We start from the raw sequence: 18,395 nt of genomic DNA, 5'->3' as shown, positions 1-18,395 counted from the left end.
TATGTTGAGCCTCTATTAACAAAAGCAAAAGAAGATACTACACACAACAGAAGAGTAGTATTCTCTTACCTTCAAAATAAATATGCGGTTGCTGAATTATTCAGAACTGTAGCTCCTAAAATCGCTGAAAGAAACGGTGGTTATACAAGAATCATCAAGACAGGATTCAGACCAGGTGATGCTGCTGATACTGCTCTTATCGAACTAGTAGATTTCAATGAGCTTTACAACCCTAATGCTGAAGAGAAAAAAGCTACAAGAAGAAGCAGAAGATCTACAACTGCTAAAAAAGCTGAAGCAGTAGTTGCTGAAGCTCCTGCAGTAGAAGAGAAAGTAGAAGAAGCTAAAGCTGATACTACTGAAGAAAAAACTGAAGAATAATATTCATTCAGATATATAAAAAACCATCCGGATTCCGGATGGTTTTTTTATTTAATGCTTATTAACTTCCCTCAACATTGGAGGGACATTTTTATTTTAGATTTTAGTTCTTTTCAGCTCAATAATATTGTTTCCTTGCTCCAGGTGAAGGCTGTCTCCTTTTACCCTTGCAGTCATATCATCTTTCTTGTAAATGGTTTCATCACCTTTGGTTTCTGATTTAGGCAAGGTGAATGTTTTCTTGTTGCTGGTGATGGCTACCGTACTTTCTTTCGGATCGTTTTTAAATACTACTTTCACCAAGGTTCCGTCAGTAGCTTTATAAACAAAATCTGTTTTCTCTGTTTTTTGTCCGTTGATGTCTACAGTAGAAGAACTTTGTGTTACCGAATCTATCTTTCCGTTGTTGTCTGTAATTACAGTTTCTGAACTGTCTGTTTTGATAACACTTTTGTTCCCGCTTTCACTTTTTTTGCAGCTGACTACAGTCAGTGCCAATACAGCACCTAGTGCTAAAAGACTTTTTTTCATGATTATATTATTTGATATTCAATTGATTTTTATATTTTAAATTTTACAAAAATCATGCCTTACAATATGAGAAATTTCAGCCGTTATTTTAGCATAATTCTTTTATTTTTCTCTTTGAATACTGTGTTTTCTCAAAAAGGAAAATTTGAAATCAGAGATGGACATTTCTTCTTAAATGGAAAACCTTTTACCATATATTCAGGAGAAATGCATTATCCGAGAGTTCCGTCAGCATACTGGAAGCATCGTTTGGAGATGATGAAAGCAATGGGTTTAAACACGGTTACTACTTACGTTTTCTGGAATTATCATGAAGAAGCTCCGGGCAAATGGAATTTTTCTGGTGAAAAAGACCTGCAGAAGTTTATAAAAACAGCACAGGAAACCGGATTGTATGTCATTATCCGTCCCGGGCCTTATGTTTGTGCAGAATGGGGATTTGGAGGATATCCGTGGTGGCTTCAAAAAAATAAAGAGCTTGAAATAAGAAGAGATAATAAAGCCTTCTTAGAAGAATGCAGGAAATATATCAATCAGCTGGCAAAACAGATTAAACCTATGCAGATCACAGACGGCGGTCCGGTGATTATGGTACAGGCAGAGAATGAATTTGGTTCTTATGTAGCTCAGAGAAAAGATATCCCGCTAGAAGAGCACAGGAAATACAGCCATAAGATCAAAGAAATGCTTCTGGAAAGCGGAATTTCGGTGCCGTTATTTACTTCAGATGGAAGTTCACTTTTTAAAGGAGGTTCTGTTGAGGGTGCTTTACCAACAGCAAACGGGGAAAGTGATATTGACGTCTTAAAGAAAAGTATCAATGAATATAATGGAGGCAAAGGTCCTTACATGGTTGCAGAATATTACCCGGGATGGCTTGATCACTGGGCAGAACCTTTTGTCAAGGTTTCTACGGAAGAAGTCGTAAAGCAAACGAATCTGTATATAGAAAATGGAATTTCTTTCAACTACTATATGATCCATGGCGGAACCAACTTCGGATTTACAAGCGGTGCCAATTACGATAAGGAGCATGACATTCAGCCGGATCTTACAAGTTATGATTATGACGCTCCCATCAGTGAGGCAGGATGGGCTACCCCAAAATATAATGCGTTGAGAGCAATTTTTCAGAAAATACATAAGAGTAAACTTCCGGATGTTCCAAAGCCGATGAAAGTTATCACGATTCCTGAAATTGAATTTTCAAAAGTAAGCAGTCTTTTTAACCTTACTGATCGTATGAAACCTGTTAAGAATGATAAGCCACTTACGTTTGAAGATCTGAATATAGGAAACGGCTATATACTCTACAGAAAAAAGTTTGATACATACCAGAAGGGATTACTGGAGATAAAAGGATTGCGTGACTATGCGAATGTTTATATCAACGGAAGATGGAAAGGGGAGCTGAACAGGGTAAATAAGAAGTATGATCTGGATATTGAAATCAAATCCGGAGACCACCTGGAAATTCTGGTTGAAAATATGGGCAGGATCAATTATGGAGCAGAGATCGTTCATAATCTGAAAGGAATTATCGGCCCTGTGAAAATAAACGGAACTGAGGTTTCCAGAAGCTGGGAAATGCTTCCGCTGCCTTTTGATACCTTTCCAAAACATCATTTTAAAAATAAAGATATTGAAGACCATTCACCTGTAATTCAGGAAGCGGAATTTACCCTTAATGAAACAGGAGATACTTTTCTTGATATGAGAAATTTTGGAAAAGGAATTGTTTTCATCAACGGAAGAAATGCAGGACGGTACTGGAGTACAGCAGGTCCCCAGCAAACACTTTATGTTCCAGGTGTATGGTTGAAAAAAGGCAGAAACAAGATTCAGATCTTTGAACAGATCAAATTTCATAATAAGATAAGTGGTATTGATCATCCAATTCTCGATCAGCTTGTGAAATAATAATTGATATTGTAATATTTATCACAACTTGTTTGGTTTTATTTGGATTTGTTGTAAAATACTTATATTAATGTTGTTTTTTAAATGAAAAATTGATTAAATTTAATAACAGCTAAAAAAACTGAACCATAACCACAAACTCAACCCCTAATATTACCCAAAGGTGTAATTGATTTCAAATTGTTTTCTGTTGAAATTTGCTTCAAACAAACAAAGACATGAGCATTTCCATAGCCATAGTAGAAGATGAGAAAAACTACAACAATGCGTTGAAGAAGGTCATCAATTATCAGAAGGATATGAAGGTAATCGCTCAGTTCTTTGATGGAAATGATGCAATGATGCATCTGCCCGGCATTTCTCCTGATGTTGTCATGATGGATATCCAGTTACAGGATATGCTTGGAATCGAGATCATAGAAAAACTGCGAAAAGAAATGCCCGATACACAGTTTATTATGTGTACCAGCTTTGATGATGACGAAAAGATCTTCAATTCTTTGAAAGCTGGAGCTATGGGATATCTTGTAAAGGGGGAAAGCATGGATAAGATTCTTTCTTCGATACGGGATGTATATAGTGGCGGTGCCCCGATGAGTTTTTCTATTGCGAGAAGAGTGCTTAAGCATTTCGAAAATAAACTCCCGGAAATCAAAGGCTTTGATGAACTGACAGAACGTGAAAATGAAATTCTTGAACTTCTTTCGCAGGGGCTTCTGTACAAAGAAATCGCAGACAAAAAATTCATCAGCATTGATACTGTGAAAAAGCATGTCGGAAATATTTACAGAAAACTTCACGTAAATAACAAAGTGGAGGCTGTCAATAAATTTAATCAATCAAAAAACTAAGAAATTATGGAAAATTCAAATGCAACAAGTCAAGCAATCCTTGATCATTTATCTTACAGAGAAGGCCCTATTGGCAATAAACTTGAACAGTTAGTGGATGGTTTGGAAATGATGCCAATCAGCCGCATTCTGGCAGAAAGTTTTATTGATAATGCTAAAAAAGGCGTTCTGCCATTTATGCAAAATCAGAATGTGAATTTCAATATTGGAGGTATTTATGCTGTAAAACATTCTCTTCTGCAAGATATTTGTGAGATCATGAAAGAAATTAAGGCGTCCTATTTAACATTTACTTTCGTGCAGATAGATCCTCAGGATACAAGGTTAAGACTTACACCTTATTCTGAAAACAGAATGATGTATATGGCAGCCTCTTTACAAACACAGGAGAAAAATACCATTGATGAGAATAATTACCTTATCATCAATGCCAATCAGAATCTTTCACTCAAAGATCTGAAAATCTCCGCTGAAAGTTTAAGAGAGCTCAATGATTTTTATCTTAAGAACGGACATCAGGTATTGACTAATTATTTAGGACGAGATAATACACTTTATATCAGCTATCATATTGTTGATCTGATAGACACCTTGTCAAAAGATCGTAGTGATACATTTATCATCAATCTATGTGAGATCAGTGATGTGAAGAAAGTGATTTTTGAAAATAATCTTGGAGATCGATTTCGGGAAGATCAATATAAAAAACACTTTGAAACCCACGAAAAACAAATGACACTGGTTTTTAGTACAGACCAGGGATATTACGATATGGGTTCATTATATCCGTAAAATGTTAATCCAGATACTATACATCGCAGTACTTTTGGCGGCTACTGTAAAGTCTGTAGTTTTAGCTGGAAAGAAAGGCCTCTCCAGCCAAAACTATTTTGCGGTATTTTTGTTTATATCGCTTTGTCTGGAGCTGTACGGGCATTATAAAATATTGAATAAAGAATTTGACTTTGCTTATCTGTTTAATTACTACAGCATTTTTTTGATTATATTTTTCAACATCTACTATGCTAAAATCTTCCCTCAGAAAGTTAGAGTATTTTTCCGGTACGTTCTGATGGGTATATTGGCCTATATTATTCTGTTTGTAAAGTTTTATGGTGAAAACTATGAAAACATGTTAGGAGTATTAGCCTGTTTTTATTTCATCATTAATGTGTTGGTTTGGTTGTATATCAGACTGAAAAATTTTGACGAAGTAAAAATTCTGGACGATCCGCATTTCTGGGTTTCCTGTGGACTGCTTTTCTGGAGTATTTTCTTTATTTTCAGGTCTATCCCCATGTTTTTCCTTCGGGATAATGATCCAGGGCTTCTGCAAATTTTAAAAGTTATGCAGTATTGCGTTAATATCATTATGTATGGAATGTTCTATGTTGCTTTAAGGAAATTTGAAAATAAAAACACTATATGAAGCAACTACCAGACACAATACGATTGGCTTATATTATTGCTGTTATTTTGTTAATAACTTTTGTCATTTTTATTGTATTAATAGTTGTTCTGTATAATAAAAGACAGCTTTTTTTCCTGCAGCAGCAACAACTTAAAGAAGCAGAACATCAGAATCAGCTCCTTCAGAAAGAGCTGGAAAAACAAAAAGTTCTTGAACAGGAACGGGAGCGTATCTCCCACGATATGCATGATGACCTTGGAGCAGGAATCTCCGCATTGAACTTCAGGCGGAATTTCTGAAGCAGAAAGCAGAAAATGATGAACTGCAAAGCGATATCGAAGAGCTTCTGAGAACTTCTGAAGAAATGAATATCTCCATGCGCGAAATGCTCTGGAGCCTGAATGCCGGAAATGATACCCTGGGAAGCTTTATAGACTATGCTATTCTTTATACCACAAATTTTTTAAAGAAAACAAAAATAATGGTGTATTCAGAAAGCGAAGATATCATAGCGGAAACACCCATTTCCACAGAAATGAGGCGTAATCTTTTTCTCTGTTTAAAAGAAGCCGTCAATAATGTATATAAACACAGCCACGCAGATACTTTGAATCTTTCTTTCTTACAGGAAAAAAACTGCTTCTCAATGAAAATATCCGACAACGGAACCGGTATTCCTGATGATCAGAAAGAAGGAAACGGACTTAGAAATATGAGAAGAAGAATGAATGAATTGTCCGGTGAATTTAGCATAATACAGGAAAATCATGGAACCAGTCTGCTTTTCAGCATAGTGCTGTAAATAACCCTTTTGTGTAATTGACTGCGATATTTTTTAGAAGGAAATTTGGTGTATAAAATTAAAAGCCATGAAAACTCTTATTAATGACAGTATCGGAGATTTGGAAGCAGCTTTAAAAAACGACACTGATCTTCAGGAAAAATTCAGGACCAATCCCATAGAAGCTATTAAAGAGGTGGAAATAAGAGGTCCGAAAGACACCGATTGCTGGATCTACAGAATCATAGTGCTTATGCTTGGCTTCGCCATTATAGCGATTATAACCGGTCTTATTCTTATATCTTTCTGGGGTAACGGGAAAACTCCCGATAGTCAGCTGGTCACTATTTTTGCAACGATTTCCTCAGGAGCAATAGGTGCTTTAGCGGGACTGTTGTCCCCTTCACCCAGAAAATAATAGTTTTTTACACTATTCTGAACCCCAAAAACCTTAAAATCAATTGTAAAGCTTCGGCATTTTAATAATGTCCGGGACTTTCTCATATCAGCATTCTTCCGTTTTAACCCATTGAATTACCACAAAGAAATTGACCAATTATCATAATATAAATTAACTAAAATTTAACTTGGAATTATCTCAAAAAAATCCCGTGAAATACGCCTGAAAGTTAAATTTTGATTAAATTTGTCTAAACTAAAAAAATTAAAAAATGAGTGCAATTTCTTACATAGAAGCAAGACAGATTTTAGATTCCAGAGGAAATCCTACCATTGAAGTAGATGTATTTACAGAAAGCGGGGCAATGGGCCGTGCAGCAGTTCCTTCAGGAGCATCTACAGGAGAACACGAAGCGGTAGAATTACGTGATGGCGGTTCAGAATATCAGGGGAAAGGAGTCCTGAAAGCTGTTGAAAATGTAAAAGAAGTAATTGCAGAGAATTTGGTTGGACAGCCGGTTTTCGAACAAAATTATATCGATCAGATTATGATTGATCTTGACGGAACGGCTAACAAAGGAAATCTTGGTGCTAATGCTATTCTTGGTGTTTCTTTGGCAGTAGCAAGAGCTGCAGCTGCAGAATTGGGAATGCCGCTTTATAAATATGTTGGTGGTGTGAATGCCAACACACTTCCTGTTCCAATGATGAATGTAATCAACGGTGGATCTCACTCAGATGCTCCTATCGCATTCCAGGAATTCATGATTATGCCGGTAAAAGCAGACTCTTTCTCTCATGCATTGAGAAAAGGAACTGAAATTTTCCACAACCTGAAATCAATTCTTAAAGGAAGAGGTCTTTCTACAGCAGTAGGAGATGAAGGAGGTTTTGCTCCTACTTTCAACGGAACTGAAGATGCTTTGGACACATTGCTTCAGGCAATTGAAAAAGCAGGATATAAGCCTGGTGATGATATTATGCTGGCATTAGACTGTGCTGCCTCAGAGTTCTACAAAGACGGAACTTACGATTACAGAAAATTTGAAGGAGATAAAGGAGCTCACAGATCTAGAGAAGAGCAGGTTTCTTACCTTGCCGAACTGGCTGCTAAATATCCGATCATTTCTATCGAAGATGGTATGCAGGAAGATGACTGGGAAGGATGGAAAATGTTAACGGACAAAATCGGTGACAGAGTACAGCTGGTAGGTGATGATTTATTCGTAACCAATGTAGACAGATTGTCAAGAGGAGTAACAGAAGGTATTGCCAACTCTATCCTTGTAAAAGTAAACCAGATCGGTTCTCTTTCTGAAACAATGGCTGCGGTACAGATGGCTCAGAACAACAAATTCACTTCAGTAATGTCTCACAGATCAGGAGAAACTGAAGATTCTACCATTGCTGATTTAGCAGTAGCAATGAACTGCGGACAGATCAAAACAGGTTCCGCTTCAAGATCAGACAGAATGGCAAAATACAACCAGCTGTTAAGAATTGAAGAAGCTCTTGGTGAGACTGCAATTTTCCCTGGTTTAGGCGCATTTAAAATCAAAAGATAATCGAATTTATAAATAACGGCAAGCGATAATTTTTGTTTGCCGTATTTTATGGAAAGTAGTATATTTAAAAAAAAATAAATAATGTCAGACAACAAAGTAATATTGAATTACGCAGGTAATTCATATGAATATCCAATTGTGGATAGTACTATCGGAGACAGAGGGATTGATATTTCAAAATTAAGAGACCAGACAGGTTTGATCACTCTGGATTTAGGTTACAAAAATACAGGAGCTACCATTAGCGACATCACTTACTTAGACGGAGATAAAGGAGAATTATTCTACAGAGGTTATCCAATTGAGCAGATTGCTGAAAAATCTAACTTCACTGAAGTAATGTATCTTTTATTACATGGAGAATTGCCTACTCAGGATCAGTATACTTCTTTCGAAAACAACATTAAAAAATATAACTTTATTGCAGACGAGATGAAAAAAATCATCGATGTTTTCCCTCGTTCTGCTCACCCTATGGGAGTTTTATCTTCTTTAACTTCTGCTTTGACAGCCTTCAACCCGAAAGCCGTTAATGTAAACTCTAAAGAGGAAATGGATCATGCTGCTGAGCTTATGATTGCTAAGTTCTCTCACCTTTGTGCATGGACTTACAGAAAGACTCAAGGTTTACCATTAAACCACGGGGATAACAACTTAAACTACGTAGAGAACTTCTACAAAATGGCATTCAGATTACCAAACGCTGATTTCGAAATCGATCCGGTAGTAGTAAATGCTTTAGATAAATTATTAATCCTTCACGCAGACCACGAGCAAAACTGTTCTACTTCTACAGTAAGAATGGTAGGTTCTGCTCACACAGGTCTTTTCGCTTCTATCTCTGCAGGGGTATCCGCACTTTGGGGACCACTTCACGGTGGTGCTAACCAGGCTGTAATCGAAATGCTTGAGCTTATCGAGAAAGATGGTGGTGACGTAGCTAAATATGTTGCTAAAGCTAAAGATAAAAATGATAACTTCCGTTTGATGGGATTCGGACACAGAGTATACAAAAACTTCGATCCAAGAGCGAAAATCATCAAAAAAGCTGCTGACGATATCCTTAAAGCATTAGGAATCCAGGATAAAGCTCTTGACATTGCAATGCAGTTAGAAAGAGTAGCACTGGAAGATGAGTACTTCGTAGAAAGAAAACTATATCCAAACGTAGACTTCTATTCAGGTATCATCTACAGAGCATTAGGAATTCCTACAGAAATGTTCACGGTAATGTTTGCATTAGGAAGACTTCCGGGATGGATTTCTCAATGGAAAGAAATGAGATTGAAAGGAGACCCGATCGGAAGACCAAGACAGGTTTACCAAGGTGCTCAGCAAAGAAACTACATCGATATTGCAAGCAGATAATATTTGCTTACATCATAAAAAAATCCCAAAGCACGCTTTGGGATTTTTTTATTTAAAATGTTGTCTGAAAAAAATAAAATGATGTTCAATGGAGTTTCTCCAATATTCTGCATTATGATTCCCGGGTTGGGAAATAAAGGTAATGGGAATTTTCAGGCTATCGGCAATATCTCTGATTTCAGTGGTGGAAGGATAAAGTATATCTTCCGAACCACAGTCTATTAAAAAAGGATTTCCTTTATTATAGGTTTTTAATAGTGTTGAAATATTATACTGTTTCCATTCGTTCGGTGAACCAAGTATTTTGTTCAGGTCATCAGTAATCCTTTCTGTATTAAAGAATTGCAAGCTGGCATTCCTCATAATGTCAGGATCCAGGGAAAAAGCGCCGCTTGTACTTCCTGCGGTATTAAAATAATCCTGATGAAGTAGGAAATATCGGATAGCACCATATCCTCCCATGCTCAATCCGCTGATGAAAATATTCTTCTTATCAATGTTGAAATTTTTATGAACCTTGGGAACGAGCTCCTTAAAAAAGAAATCTTCAGCTCTTGCCCCTTTGTCATAAGGACTGTTTACATACCATGTTGTAAATCCGTCCGGGCATACAATAATCATTTTATATTGATCAGAAAACTTCTGAAGATCTGTTGTCCGGGACCATTGACGGTAATTTTCACTATACCCGTGTAATAAATAGACTAATGGATATTTCTCTGTCTTCTTATAGGTTTGGGGTTTAAAAATAAATACCGTATCCGGTTTTGACATAAACCCGGATTTTAAAATCCATCTTTCCTGTGCATGAAGTTGCAGGCTTATTACAAGACCAATAATCAACATAATGTTTTTTGTGTACATAATTTCGTAATTTTAAGGTAAATTTCTGCAAGCTGTCTGTGAATCACAATAACGAACAAAATTGTGAGTGATCATTATGAGAAAAGAAACTTCAACCAATGCGGCAAACGAACAGTTTCTGTTCGGTATCTGCGAACTGAATTCCGCAGTAAGTATCATCAGCGGGCGCTGGAAATCCCAGATTATTTATTCAATTTCGGAGGGTAATAACCGGTTTCATCTTTTGAAGAAAGAACTGCCTAATATTTCTGAACAGGTTTTAGGGAGACAGCTTAAAGAACTGGAAACTCACAAACTCATCATTAAAAAAGAAATTCCTGATACCATTCCTGTGGGAATAGAATATATACTGACAAACAAAGGGGAAGATCTTATCCCAATTCTTAAGACTTTATGTGAATGGGGGAAAGAATATGCAGATGGTAAAGAGATATCGGTCTGTAATATTTCTTAGAAAAAATGTATATGTTGCTGAAATTGAATTCAATAATTTATTAATTTTACTTTTAGGAAATTATTGATATAATCAAAGCCGAATAGTGGATTGTTACAAAAAATAAATAAATTATTATGACTTTCGGACAACAGATGGTATTTTTTTTCAGCGCAGTAGGAGCATTCAACGGACTTCTGCTGGGTATTTATCTGCTGTTTGTTAAGAAACTGAAATACCTCCCGGATTTTTTCCTCGGACTTCTTTTGCTGATGCTGAGCACCAGAGTGGGCATTGCTGTATGCATTTACTTTTATCCGGATCTGCCGAGAATTATTCCGCATCTGGGGCTCTCTGCCTTATTTTTTACAGGTCCGGCACTTTATTATTACGTGAAATCTTCCTTTCAACAGGAGCTGTTTGATTGGAAGAGCTGCCAGAAATGGTTTGGAATACTGACTGTCATTTTAGGGGCTGTCGGTTTATTATATCTGCTTTTCCCAGTTACCTGGGAGCATTATTTCGGAACATTTATTTATACTGTCTGGTCCGTATTTGTATTCCTTACGGTGTATCAGTACTACAATTTTTCCAGGCAGAATCTTAAAAATCCGAACCAATTTGTTCTTCCGGTTCTGATCAGTAATATAATCATCTTTCTGACCTATCAGCTGATCTCAACAGGTTGGGTGCAGATCTACTGCGCAGGAGGAAGTCTTGTATTTTCGTTTGTGCTGTATGCCAACTTTTTGATTTTATTCAATAAAAAATATCAGCAGCTTCCGGTAAAGGAAACTGAAAGATACTCCAATAAAAAGATCTCTGAAGAACAGGCAGACAGCTTTTCGTCCAGATTAGAGCGGCTGATGAATACTGAAGAGCTTTATAAAAATCCCAATCTGAAATTAAGTGATGTGGCATCCAGAATGAATATCTCTGCGCATCAGCTTTCCCAGTTGCTGAATGATAATCTTGGTAAAAGCTTTTCTACCTATATCAATGAATATCGTATTAATGAAGCCTGTGAAAAGATAGAAAACGGCTCTTATTTAAAAATTGAAGAGATAGGATATGAAGTAGGATTTAATTCCAAATCGACTTTCTTTTCTACGTTCAAGAAAATTAAAAATACAACGCCTCTTTTGTATAAACAGTCTCAAACCCTTACTGAATCAAGGTTTCAGAGTTCAAATTTATAATTCAGTACTGCGGAATTTAAATTTCAAAACCGCTTTTCTGCCCCAAGCCGATACTTTTGATGTCATAAAATTTAAAATCTATGATCTTCAAATTATGGCTCTTGCTGCTTCTGCTGTTCCTGTCAATTTTTGGAAAAGCTCAGGAAACTGTCAAAGGAAAAACCGCAGATTCTCTGGCTGAGGCAAAATCTTCAACAACGAATATTTCAGAAGTCATTATTCAGTCAGCGCCACGAAAAATGAAACTGAATGAAGGCAATCTTGTACTGTCTGTTGCCGGAAATAAAGACTTTAAAACCTCCACGAATCTCCTTGATGTTTTAAGAAAAACACCCGGTGTTACAGTAGATCAGGAAGATGGAATTTTTATTGGAGGCAGAATTACTCCCGCTGTTTTTATTGATGGGAAACCCGTTGTTATGAGCAATCAGGAGCTGCAGGCCTATTTGCGGTCTTTATCTCCCGAAATGGTAGAATCGGTGGAAGTGAATACCAATCCATCCTCTAAATATGATGCAGAATTTAAAGGAATTATTGATATCAAACTGAAAAAGAATGTCAGCCTTGGCTGGAAGGCAAGCTATAATGGTAATATTTATGTGAATAAATTCAACTATCGGGAAAATGCATTCAATATATCTTATCACACAGGGAGAGTGACATACAATCTGCAGACGGGCTATAATGAAGGGATTTCAACCTATCGTTATCATGCCCTGCAGCGATTGGCCAATACCAATATCATGCGTACCCAAACCTATCAGGAAGATGCTGGAAAAGTTTACAATTTTCAGGCGGGTGCAGATGTTAAGCTGAATGATAAAAACCGGTTTGGTATTAATCTGAGAGGTAATTTCCGGAATAATGACAGAATACGCACCGGATCACTTTATACAACTGACAAAAGTGGAGCACAATTGGTGCTGAATACAGCCAGTGAAAATCCCACAGATTATTCTCAGGACAACTATGGGATGACAGCCGATTATTCTTTTCAGAATAAGGGTTTTAAGCTTGCTTTTTTTTTCAGTCAAAAATAAACAGAATGATGATTTTATCAATAGAGACCAGACCAATGCTGAGGTTTTGTCATACTGGAAATCTGATCTGGTGAACAAAATCAGCATTTATACGGCGCAGATAGATGCATCTCAGAAAATAAAAGAGATCGATATTGAAGCAGGGCTTAAATACAGCCATTCAGATACAAATAACAATATCAGGTATGATACATTATCTGTTGGCAATCAGTTCGTTTTTGATCCTTTGAGAAGCAATATATTTTCATACAAAGAAAAGATCTGGGCAGGTTATCTTGCTTACAGGCAAAAGATAGGAGACTTTCAGATCAATGCAGGATTAAGATTTGAAAATACAAACAGTATTTCCAACGCCATTACTGTGGACTCCGTGGTTTCCAGAAACTATCTGAAGTGGCTGCCGTCTTTAAGCGTAAGCTATACTTTTAATAAATCCAGTGAATTTTCTCTTTCCTATAGCAGAAAAATAACGAGACCAGCGTTTTCGCAGCTTAATCCGTTCAGGTTTTATTTCAGTCCGTTAAATTACTGGATAGGGAATCCATACCTGTTGCCTTCCTTTACCAGTCAGATTAAAGCAACGTATCGGTATAAAAACTGGGTCACAAGCTTTACAGCCGGAAAAGAAAAGGATGTTATGACACGGTATCCCCTTTACAATCCGGAAACAAATGTATTGGAATATTTAGGAACGAATCTTCCCTACCGGAACTTTGCTATGCTGGAAACAAGCTTTCCGGTCAGAATTACAAAATGGTGGAATATCACCAGTCAGCTTGCCGGATATTATAATTATGAATTCAGACCTTATCTGGATGAGGTTTTTGCATTGAGCATTTATAATTACGAAGTGAGAATCAATCAGGTATTTTCGCTTCCGAAAGGATTTACTGTAAATGTATTTGGTGCTTATGAATCCAAAACAGGAAACAGTCTCTATATTATTAAACCACGGTATACTGTAGATGTATCATTACAAAAGGCATGGTTTGATAATAAACTGAACACAAAAATCGGGATTAATAATCTGTTTGATTCTTATGATCAGCGATTGGAATTCCGGCATAAACAGATTATGGATAACCGTTTTACACATTGGTGGGACAGCAGCAGGCTGGTATTTTCGCTCAGTTATAACATTGGAAGTTCAAAATATCAGGTCAAAGAAACCCAGAAGACAGAAGAAGAAAACAGAACAAGATAAGAAAACCTGCTTTTTCAAGCAGGCCTTCGTTTTTTATTATGGACATACACATCTGTCACATGTCCAGATATAACAGTTTCCTGCATCATCCCATTCACAGCATCTTCTGCCTGTTGAGATTGGAGCACCTCCCATTACGGATTTTTGTTGATCTCTTCCTAATTTTTGTGCATTTTTCAGCACCGGATTGTTCTTGTTCATGACTTTGATTTTTGGTGTTAATAGTTAAGTTTTTATTGTTTATAATTTCGCGAAAATTATATCACTAATATAGGAAATTAAATAATATGATTATCTGTTTTTCTTTTCTTATGCAGATGGAAAATAGTAAGTTGCAGATGTTTTTGGAACTATTTACTGCAGTTGGCTAAAATACAGGGAAATTTTGTGGAAGCGTGCCGGTTTTGGAAACCAGATTTAATGCATAAAATAATCCAAAAGTTTTACAGGTAGAGACCTTTACTTATATTTGTAGTATTGCATAAATCTTTATGAGACTAAACATTAAAAACGAAACGGGTAGGCTGAAGTCAGTAGTTCTAGGCCAGCCTAATTCATTGGGGCCGGTTCCCACGCTAGAGGAAAGTTATGACGCAAAGTCATATTACTCAATCGAACATAACATTTATCCTAAAGAAGAGGATATTATTAAAGAAATGAACGCTTTTGAAGCGGTTTTAAAAAAGTATGATGTTGAAGTACTGCGCCCAAGCATCATCAAAGACTACAACCAGGTTTTTTCCAGAGATGTAGCTTTTGTAATTGATGACAAGATGATCATTTCCAATGTGATTGCTGACAGGGCAGATGAGCAGGAGGCATACAAAAGTGTTTTTGAAAAAGTAGCATGGAGAAAGATCATTAACCTTCCCGAAAGTGCACATATTGAAGGAGGAGATGTAATCGTATGGGATGATTTCCTTTTCATTGGAACCTGCTTCAGCGAAGATTACCGAAACTATAAGACGGCAAGAACCAATGAATATGCCATTGAAATTTTAAAGGAATATTTTCCGAAGAAAAGAATCATCGATCTGGAACTGAAGAAAAATGATAAAGTCCCTTTTGAAGGCATTCTGCATCTGGATTGTACCTTTAATCCGGTAGGAGAAGACAAATGTATCATATATAAAAACGGATTTGTAGATGAAAGCGATTACCGTTTAATCATTGATATTTTCGGAGAAGAAAACTGTTTCCATATCAATGATGAAGAAATGTTTGAAATGTTCCCGAATATTTTCTCCATTTCTCCTGATGTTGTAGTTTCAGACAAAGCATTCACAAGAATGAACAACCACCTGAGAAATGAATGGGGTATGACGGTAGAAGAAATACCTTACAGAGAAATCTCTAAAATGGGAGGCCTGTTAAGATGCTCTACAATGCCGCTTGTCAGAGAATAATTGAGTGGGAGGGTTTTAGTGTTTGAGAGTGAGAGTTTTTAATCTTTCAATCTTTTAATTTTTAAATCAAAAAAATGCAAACAACAGATACAGTATTAATGATAGAGCCGATTGCATTCGGTTACAACGCAGAGACAGCGAAAAACAATTATTTTCAGGTAGAACAGACGGGATCTGACATCCAGTCAAAAGCTTTGGCAGAGTTCAATACCTTTGTAGGAAAGCTGAGAGAAAAAGGAATCAATGTAATTACCATAAAAGATACTCCGGATCCGCACACTCCGGATTCTATTTTCCCCAATAACTGGGTAAGCTTTCATAAAGACGGAAAAGTGGTTTTATATCCAATGTTCGCTTCCAACAGAAGAGTGGAAAGAAGGGAAGATATTATTGAAAGTATCAAAGATCAGGGATTTGAAGTTACTGAAATTGATGACTGGTCTTTTCCTGAAACCCAGGGACATTTCCTGGAAGGAACAGGAAGTATGATTTTTGATCATGATCATAAAATTGCGTATGGTTCTGTTTCTTTGAGGCTGGATGAAAAACTGTTCAGAGAATTCTGTACAAAATATGGGTTCACTCCCGTTGTATTCCATTCATTCCAGACTGTAGGAACAGAAAGACTTCCGATCTATCACACCAACGTAATGATGTGTGTGGCGGACAAGTTTGTCGTAATCTGCCTTGATTGTATTGACGACGAGCTGGAAAGAGAAAAAGTAGTGGAAACTATTAAAGGCTCAGGGAAAGAAATCATCGAGATCTCAGAAGAACAGATGCAGCAGTTTGCGGGAAACATGCTTCAGGTTCAGAATAAAGATGGCGAGAAATTTTTGGTGATGAGCCAGACCGCTTACCAGTCTCTCACTCCAGAACAGGTGGCGGCTATTGAGAAATACTGCGAAATTATCTATTCAGACCTGAATACCATTGAAGTAAATGGTGGAGGAAGCGCAAGATGTATGCTTGCTGAGGTTTTTCTTCCAAAAAAATAATATATTTTCCAAAAAAATTAATTGAACCCATTATCAAGTAAAGGTTTACATATTCTTCTGACTTTGGAAACAGAGTCAGAAGATTTGTTATTAGACAGCAAAGGTTTTCTGATGTTTACAGAAGAAATTCTGAAAACCAGAGAGGTGGAAATTGTAGGAGTAACCAATCATATTTTTGAGAATAACAGCTTTACATCTGCAGTGATCCTTAAAGAATCTCACCTTTGTATCCACACGTGGCCGGAATTTAAACAGCTTACCTTTGATGTATTCCTTTGTAATTATACTCAGGACAATACCGAGAAAGTAGAGCAGATTGCAGATGAGGTGGTTCAGTATTTTAAAGCTAATACCATTCAAAAACACAAAATTTACAGATAAAATGCACTATGTCTGCCCAGCATGCGAATCAGAAAATAAATTAGATCTCACCTTTCCTGTTGAAGAATATGTTTGCAGTACCTGTTCTTATCTCATTGATGTTGCCGGAAACAAAAAAATTAAACATCTGAAAGTCCCAACGGAAAATGTTGTTTTAGATGTCGGACAAAAAGGAAAAATTGGAGAGGTAGAATATACTGTTGCTGCCATTATCGTCAGGAAATATGGTTCCAGTATTTTCTGGCGCGAATATTATTTAAAAGACAGTAAAGGAAATGATGCTTTCCTGAGTGAAAGTGACGGGCATTGGGTTTTCCTGATTCCTATACATCCTGATGATTTTAAAAGTAAAGATTCAGCATTCCCAACCTATCTCGGGCGCACCTATCGATGGTACGAAAACTCTCAGTGCAGTATTGAAGCCGCAGCCGGTTTTTTTGATGAGCATTTGGATTTCAGTATTGCTACCTACAAAGAATATGTCAACGGAACCCGTATGATCTCTCAGGAGAAGACCAGCAGGAAAAGCCAGTATTTCTATGGAGTCCACATTTCAAAATATGAAGTAAAGAAAGCTTTTAAAATAGCTAATCTGCCGTATTATACAGGAATAGGGATCGTTCAGCCTTATTATTTTGATATAAAACAGGCTGTAAACATCTTTTGTGTGGCGGCATTAATGATTTGCCTGCTCCAGATGTATGTCTACACTTCAAGAACCAACGAAACCGTTTTCGCGGAGACCATCAATTTTGCAGATGTAAAGGATAAGGAGTTTGTCAGCAAAAGCTTTACCCTATCCGGAGGTTCAGCCCCATTAAAGGTGAGTGCATTTTCAGGTGTTGATAATTCCTGGGCTAATGTTCAGCTAAGCCTTGTGAATGAGAATACCAATGAAATTATCTACACTTCCAAAGATATTGAACAGTATCATGGGTACGAAGGAGGAGAAAGCTGGACAGAAGGAAGTCAGTCTGAAGATTTTAACCTGTGTGGAGTAGGCTCCGGAAAATACCATTTCATTATTTCCGCTGAAAAAGAAGGAGGCTTGCCGTCATTTTCAGGCCTTACATCGCCTGATTCAAAGGTCATGGTATCACGGGATAAATCAGGAACCATTGAAGTTACTGACATATTCAAGGTGCAGGCCAAAACTTTTACAGACGGACAGACGCTGGAAAAAGATACATCAGAAGTAACCAGACTTGCCAAAGCATCGTTCGGAACTCAAAAACTGGACTCCCTGATTAATACTGAGGCACTTAGGCTTACTACAGATCCCATTTCAAGCAATACCTATGTACAGCTCAAAGCAACCTGGCTTCCCGTTTCATTCTGGAACTTTGGGATTATTTTATTCATAATGATTGCTGTGTTTGTGGCAATGTGGATAGGAAAACATTACTTTAATGTAAATAAATGGAAGAATAGTTCAAACTCACCTTATCCTGCAAATGATGATAACTAATATAACCAATTACATAAGAAAAAACTGGATACTCTGCCTGATCGGAGGATTCTGCCTGACCTGGTTTGTATATCTTACGTACCAGGGAAATCAGGTATGCGACTGTGCCAAGACGGAAACATACCGCGACGGAACCACAAGAAGCCATTCCAGAGTAGGATTCTACAGATACTATCACAAATAAAAATATAAAAA

Annotated in this window: 22 protein-coding genes; 19 read left to right on the top strand and 3 right to left on the bottom strand. The window is 37.0% G+C overall.

What is annotated here, in order from left to right:
- On the top strand, window positions 1-381 hold a 381-nt coding region (gene rplQ / locus ACE3RB_RS15040), incomplete at its 5' end, for a 50S ribosomal protein L17 (RefSeq protein WP_374464950.1).
- Between the two features lie 96 nt (window positions 382-477).
- Here the strand turns inward: rplQ and ACE3RB_RS15035 are convergent.
- A complete protein-coding gene (locus tag ACE3RB_RS15035; RefSeq protein ID WP_374464949.1) occupies window positions 478-912 on the bottom strand; it encodes a hypothetical protein in 435 nt (144 codons plus the stop codon).
- A gap of 66 nt (window positions 913-978) precedes the next feature.
- Here ACE3RB_RS15035 and ACE3RB_RS15030 point away from each other — a divergent pair, with 66 nt between their 5' ends.
- From ACE3RB_RS15030 to ACE3RB_RS14990, 9 genes are all read left to right on the top strand, one after another.
- A complete protein-coding gene (locus ACE3RB_RS15030) occupies window positions 979-2,832 on the top strand; it encodes a beta-galactosidase family protein (RefSeq protein WP_374464948.1) in 1,854 nt (617 codons plus the stop codon).
- 218 nt (window positions 2,833-3,050) lie between these two features.
- Window positions 3,051-3,683: a response regulator gene (locus ACE3RB_RS15025; protein ID WP_374464947.1), complete on the top strand. Its 633-nt coding sequence runs from the start codon at window positions 3,051-3,053 to the stop codon at window positions 3,681-3,683.
- Window positions 3,684-3,689: 6 nt separating this feature from the next.
- Entirely contained in the window at window positions 3,690-4,475 is a 786-nt protein-coding gene (locus ACE3RB_RS15020; RefSeq protein WP_374464946.1) for a hypothetical protein, read from the top strand.
- A gap of 1 nt (window position 4,476) precedes the next feature.
- On the top strand, window positions 4,477-5,112 hold the full coding sequence (locus tag ACE3RB_RS15015; protein ID WP_374464944.1) for a hypothetical protein: 636 nt from the start codon (window positions 4,477-4,479) through the stop codon (window positions 5,110-5,112).
- Window positions 5,109-5,393: a hypothetical protein gene (locus ACE3RB_RS15010; RefSeq protein WP_374464942.1), complete on the top strand. Its 285-nt coding sequence runs from the start codon at window positions 5,109-5,111 to the stop codon at window positions 5,391-5,393. The genes ACE3RB_RS15015 and ACE3RB_RS15010 overlap by 4 nt, the downstream gene beginning before the upstream one ends.
- A gap of 65 nt (window positions 5,394-5,458) precedes the next feature.
- Complete coding sequence (locus ACE3RB_RS15005; RefSeq protein ID WP_374464941.1) at window positions 5,459-5,896, top strand: sensor histidine kinase; 438 nt, start codon at window positions 5,459-5,461, stop codon at window positions 5,894-5,896.
- A 67-nt stretch (window positions 5,897-5,963) separates the two neighbouring features.
- Entirely contained in the window at window positions 5,964-6,293 is a 330-nt protein-coding gene (locus tag ACE3RB_RS15000) for a hypothetical protein (RefSeq protein WP_374464940.1), read from the top strand.
- 253 nt (window positions 6,294-6,546) lie between these two features.
- The gene (gene eno / locus ACE3RB_RS14995) at window positions 6,547-7,839 is read left to right on the top strand and encodes a phosphopyruvate hydratase (protein WP_002983293.1); all 1,293 of its coding nucleotides are present in this window, start codon (window positions 6,547-6,549) and stop codon (window positions 7,837-7,839) included.
- Between the two features lie 81 nt (window positions 7,840-7,920).
- Complete coding sequence (locus ACE3RB_RS14990) at window positions 7,921-9,207, top strand: citrate synthase (RefSeq protein WP_374464939.1); 1,287 nt, start codon at window positions 7,921-7,923, stop codon at window positions 9,205-9,207.
- A 48-nt stretch (window positions 9,208-9,255) separates the two neighbouring features.
- Here the strand turns inward: ACE3RB_RS14990 and ACE3RB_RS14985 are convergent, their stop codons facing one another.
- On the bottom strand, window positions 9,256-10,071 hold the full coding sequence (locus tag ACE3RB_RS14985; protein ID WP_374464938.1) for an alpha/beta hydrolase: 816 nt from the start codon (window positions 10,069-10,071) through the stop codon (window positions 9,256-9,258).
- Between the two features lie 76 nt (window positions 10,072-10,147).
- Between ACE3RB_RS14985 and ACE3RB_RS14980 the strand changes: the two genes are divergently transcribed.
- From ACE3RB_RS14980 to ACE3RB_RS14965, 4 genes are all read left to right on the top strand, one after another.
- Complete coding sequence (locus ACE3RB_RS14980; protein ID WP_374464937.1) at window positions 10,148-10,525, top strand: winged helix-turn-helix transcriptional regulator; 378 nt, start codon at window positions 10,148-10,150, stop codon at window positions 10,523-10,525.
- A 116-nt stretch (window positions 10,526-10,641) separates the two neighbouring features.
- Entirely contained in the window at window positions 10,642-11,703 is a 1,062-nt protein-coding gene (locus ACE3RB_RS14975; protein ID WP_374464936.1) for a helix-turn-helix domain-containing protein, read from the top strand.
- Between the two features lie 80 nt (window positions 11,704-11,783).
- Window positions 11,784-12,743: a TonB-dependent receptor plug domain-containing protein gene (locus ACE3RB_RS14970; protein WP_374464935.1), complete on the top strand. Its 960-nt coding sequence runs from the start codon at window positions 11,784-11,786 to the stop codon at window positions 12,741-12,743.
- Window positions 12,718-13,947, top strand: coding sequence for an outer membrane beta-barrel family protein (locus tag ACE3RB_RS14965; RefSeq protein WP_374464934.1), 1,230 nt, complete (start codon window positions 12,718-12,720; stop codon window positions 13,945-13,947). Before ACE3RB_RS14970 ends, ACE3RB_RS14965 begins: the two co-directional genes overlap by 26 nt.
- A gap of 36 nt (window positions 13,948-13,983) precedes the next feature.
- Here the strand turns inward: ACE3RB_RS14965 and ACE3RB_RS14960 are convergent, their stop codons facing one another.
- Window positions 13,984-14,148, bottom strand: a complete 165-nt coding sequence (locus tag ACE3RB_RS14960) for a hypothetical protein (RefSeq protein ID WP_162800874.1) — start codon at window positions 14,146-14,148, stop codon at window positions 13,984-13,986.
- A 290-nt stretch (window positions 14,149-14,438) separates the two neighbouring features.
- Between ACE3RB_RS14960 and ACE3RB_RS14955 the strand changes: the two genes are divergently transcribed.
- The 5 genes from ACE3RB_RS14955 to ACE3RB_RS14935 all read left to right on the top strand — a co-directional run bounded on the left by ACE3RB_RS14955 (window position 14,439) and on the right by ACE3RB_RS14935 (window position 18,384).
- Window positions 14,439-15,353 (top strand): dimethylarginine dimethylaminohydrolase family protein, encoded by a 915-nt coding sequence (locus ACE3RB_RS14955; protein ID WP_374464933.1) that lies wholly within the window; start codon window positions 14,439-14,441, stop codon window positions 15,351-15,353.
- A 74-nt stretch (window positions 15,354-15,427) separates the two neighbouring features.
- Entirely contained in the window at window positions 15,428-16,351 is a 924-nt protein-coding gene (gene ctlX / locus ACE3RB_RS14950; protein ID WP_374464932.1) for a citrulline utilization hydrolase CtlX, read from the top strand.
- A gap of 21 nt (window positions 16,352-16,372) precedes the next feature.
- Window positions 16,373-16,732 (top strand): S-adenosylmethionine decarboxylase family protein, encoded by a 360-nt coding sequence (locus tag ACE3RB_RS14945; protein ID WP_002983320.1) that lies wholly within the window; start codon window positions 16,373-16,375, stop codon window positions 16,730-16,732.
- A gap of 1 nt (window position 16,733) precedes the next feature.
- Window positions 16,734-18,200: a DUF4178 domain-containing protein gene (locus tag ACE3RB_RS14940; RefSeq protein ID WP_374464931.1), complete on the top strand. Its 1,467-nt coding sequence runs from the start codon at window positions 16,734-16,736 to the stop codon at window positions 18,198-18,200.
- On the top strand, window positions 18,187-18,384 hold the full coding sequence (locus ACE3RB_RS14935) for a hypothetical protein (RefSeq protein ID WP_332388281.1): 198 nt from the start codon (window positions 18,187-18,189) through the stop codon (window positions 18,382-18,384). The genes ACE3RB_RS14940 and ACE3RB_RS14935 overlap by 14 nt, the downstream gene beginning before the upstream one ends.
- Window positions 18,385-18,395 lie beyond the last annotated feature (11 nt).

Origin of the sequence: Chryseobacterium sp. (assembly GCF_041914225.1) — a bacterium.
GTDB lineage: Bacteria > Bacteroidota > Bacteroidia > Flavobacteriales > Weeksellaceae > Chryseobacterium.
The sequence above is the reverse complement of the archived record's forward strand: the minus strand, read 5'-3'. Positions and strand labels throughout refer to the sequence as shown.

What these genes read in the sequence shown, in the direction of transcription:
- ACE3RB_RS15035 (WP_374464949.1), bottom strand. Translation starts at nt 912, where the DNA reads ATGAAAAAAAGTCTTTTAGCACTAGGTGCTGTATTGGCACTGACTGTA.
- ACE3RB_RS15030 (WP_374464948.1), top strand. Translation starts at nt 979, where the DNA reads ATGAGAAATTTCAGCCGTTATTTTAGCATAATTCTTTTATTTTTCTCT.
- ACE3RB_RS15025 (WP_374464947.1), top strand. Translation starts at nt 3,051, where the DNA reads ATGAGCATTTCCATAGCCATAGTAGAAGATGAGAAAAACTACAACAAT.
- ACE3RB_RS15020 (WP_374464946.1), top strand. Translation starts at nt 3,690, where the DNA reads ATGGAAAATTCAAATGCAACAAGTCAAGCAATCCTTGATCATTTATCT.
- ACE3RB_RS15015 (WP_374464944.1), top strand. Translation starts at nt 4,477, where the DNA reads ATGTTAATCCAGATACTATACATCGCAGTACTTTTGGCGGCTACTGTA.
- ACE3RB_RS15010 (WP_374464942.1), top strand. Translation starts at nt 5,109, where the DNA reads ATGAAGCAACTACCAGACACAATACGATTGGCTTATATTATTGCTGTT.
- ACE3RB_RS15005 (WP_374464941.1), top strand. Translation starts at nt 5,459, where the DNA reads ATGAATATCTCCATGCGCGAAATGCTCTGGAGCCTGAATGCCGGAAAT.
- ACE3RB_RS15000 (WP_374464940.1), top strand. Translation starts at nt 5,964, where the DNA reads ATGAAAACTCTTATTAATGACAGTATCGGAGATTTGGAAGCAGCTTTA.
- eno (WP_002983293.1), top strand. Translation starts at nt 6,547, where the DNA reads ATGAGTGCAATTTCTTACATAGAAGCAAGACAGATTTTAGATTCCAGA.
- ACE3RB_RS14990 (WP_374464939.1), top strand. Translation starts at nt 7,921, where the DNA reads ATGTCAGACAACAAAGTAATATTGAATTACGCAGGTAATTCATATGAA.
- ACE3RB_RS14985 (WP_374464938.1), bottom strand. Translation starts at nt 10,071, where the DNA reads ATGTACACAAAAAACATTATGTTGATTATTGGTCTTGTAATAAGCCTG.
- ACE3RB_RS14980 (WP_374464937.1), top strand. Translation starts at nt 10,148, where the DNA reads ATGAGAAAAGAAACTTCAACCAATGCGGCAAACGAACAGTTTCTGTTC.
- ACE3RB_RS14975 (WP_374464936.1), top strand. Translation starts at nt 10,642, where the DNA reads ATGACTTTCGGACAACAGATGGTATTTTTTTTCAGCGCAGTAGGAGCA.
- ACE3RB_RS14970 (WP_374464935.1), top strand. Translation starts at nt 11,784, where the DNA reads ATGATCTTCAAATTATGGCTCTTGCTGCTTCTGCTGTTCCTGTCAATT.
- ACE3RB_RS14960 (WP_162800874.1), bottom strand. Translation starts at nt 14,148, where the DNA reads ATGAACAAGAACAATCCGGTGCTGAAAAATGCACAAAAATTAGGAAGA.
- ACE3RB_RS14955 (WP_374464933.1), top strand. Translation starts at nt 14,439, where the DNA reads ATGAGACTAAACATTAAAAACGAAACGGGTAGGCTGAAGTCAGTAGTT.
- ctlX (WP_374464932.1), top strand. Translation starts at nt 15,428, where the DNA reads ATGCAAACAACAGATACAGTATTAATGATAGAGCCGATTGCATTCGGT.
- ACE3RB_RS14940 (WP_374464931.1), top strand. Translation starts at nt 16,734, where the DNA reads ATGCACTATGTCTGCCCAGCATGCGAATCAGAAAATAAATTAGATCTC.
- ACE3RB_RS14935 (WP_332388281.1), top strand. Translation starts at nt 18,187, where the DNA reads ATGATGATAACTAATATAACCAATTACATAAGAAAAAACTGGATACTC.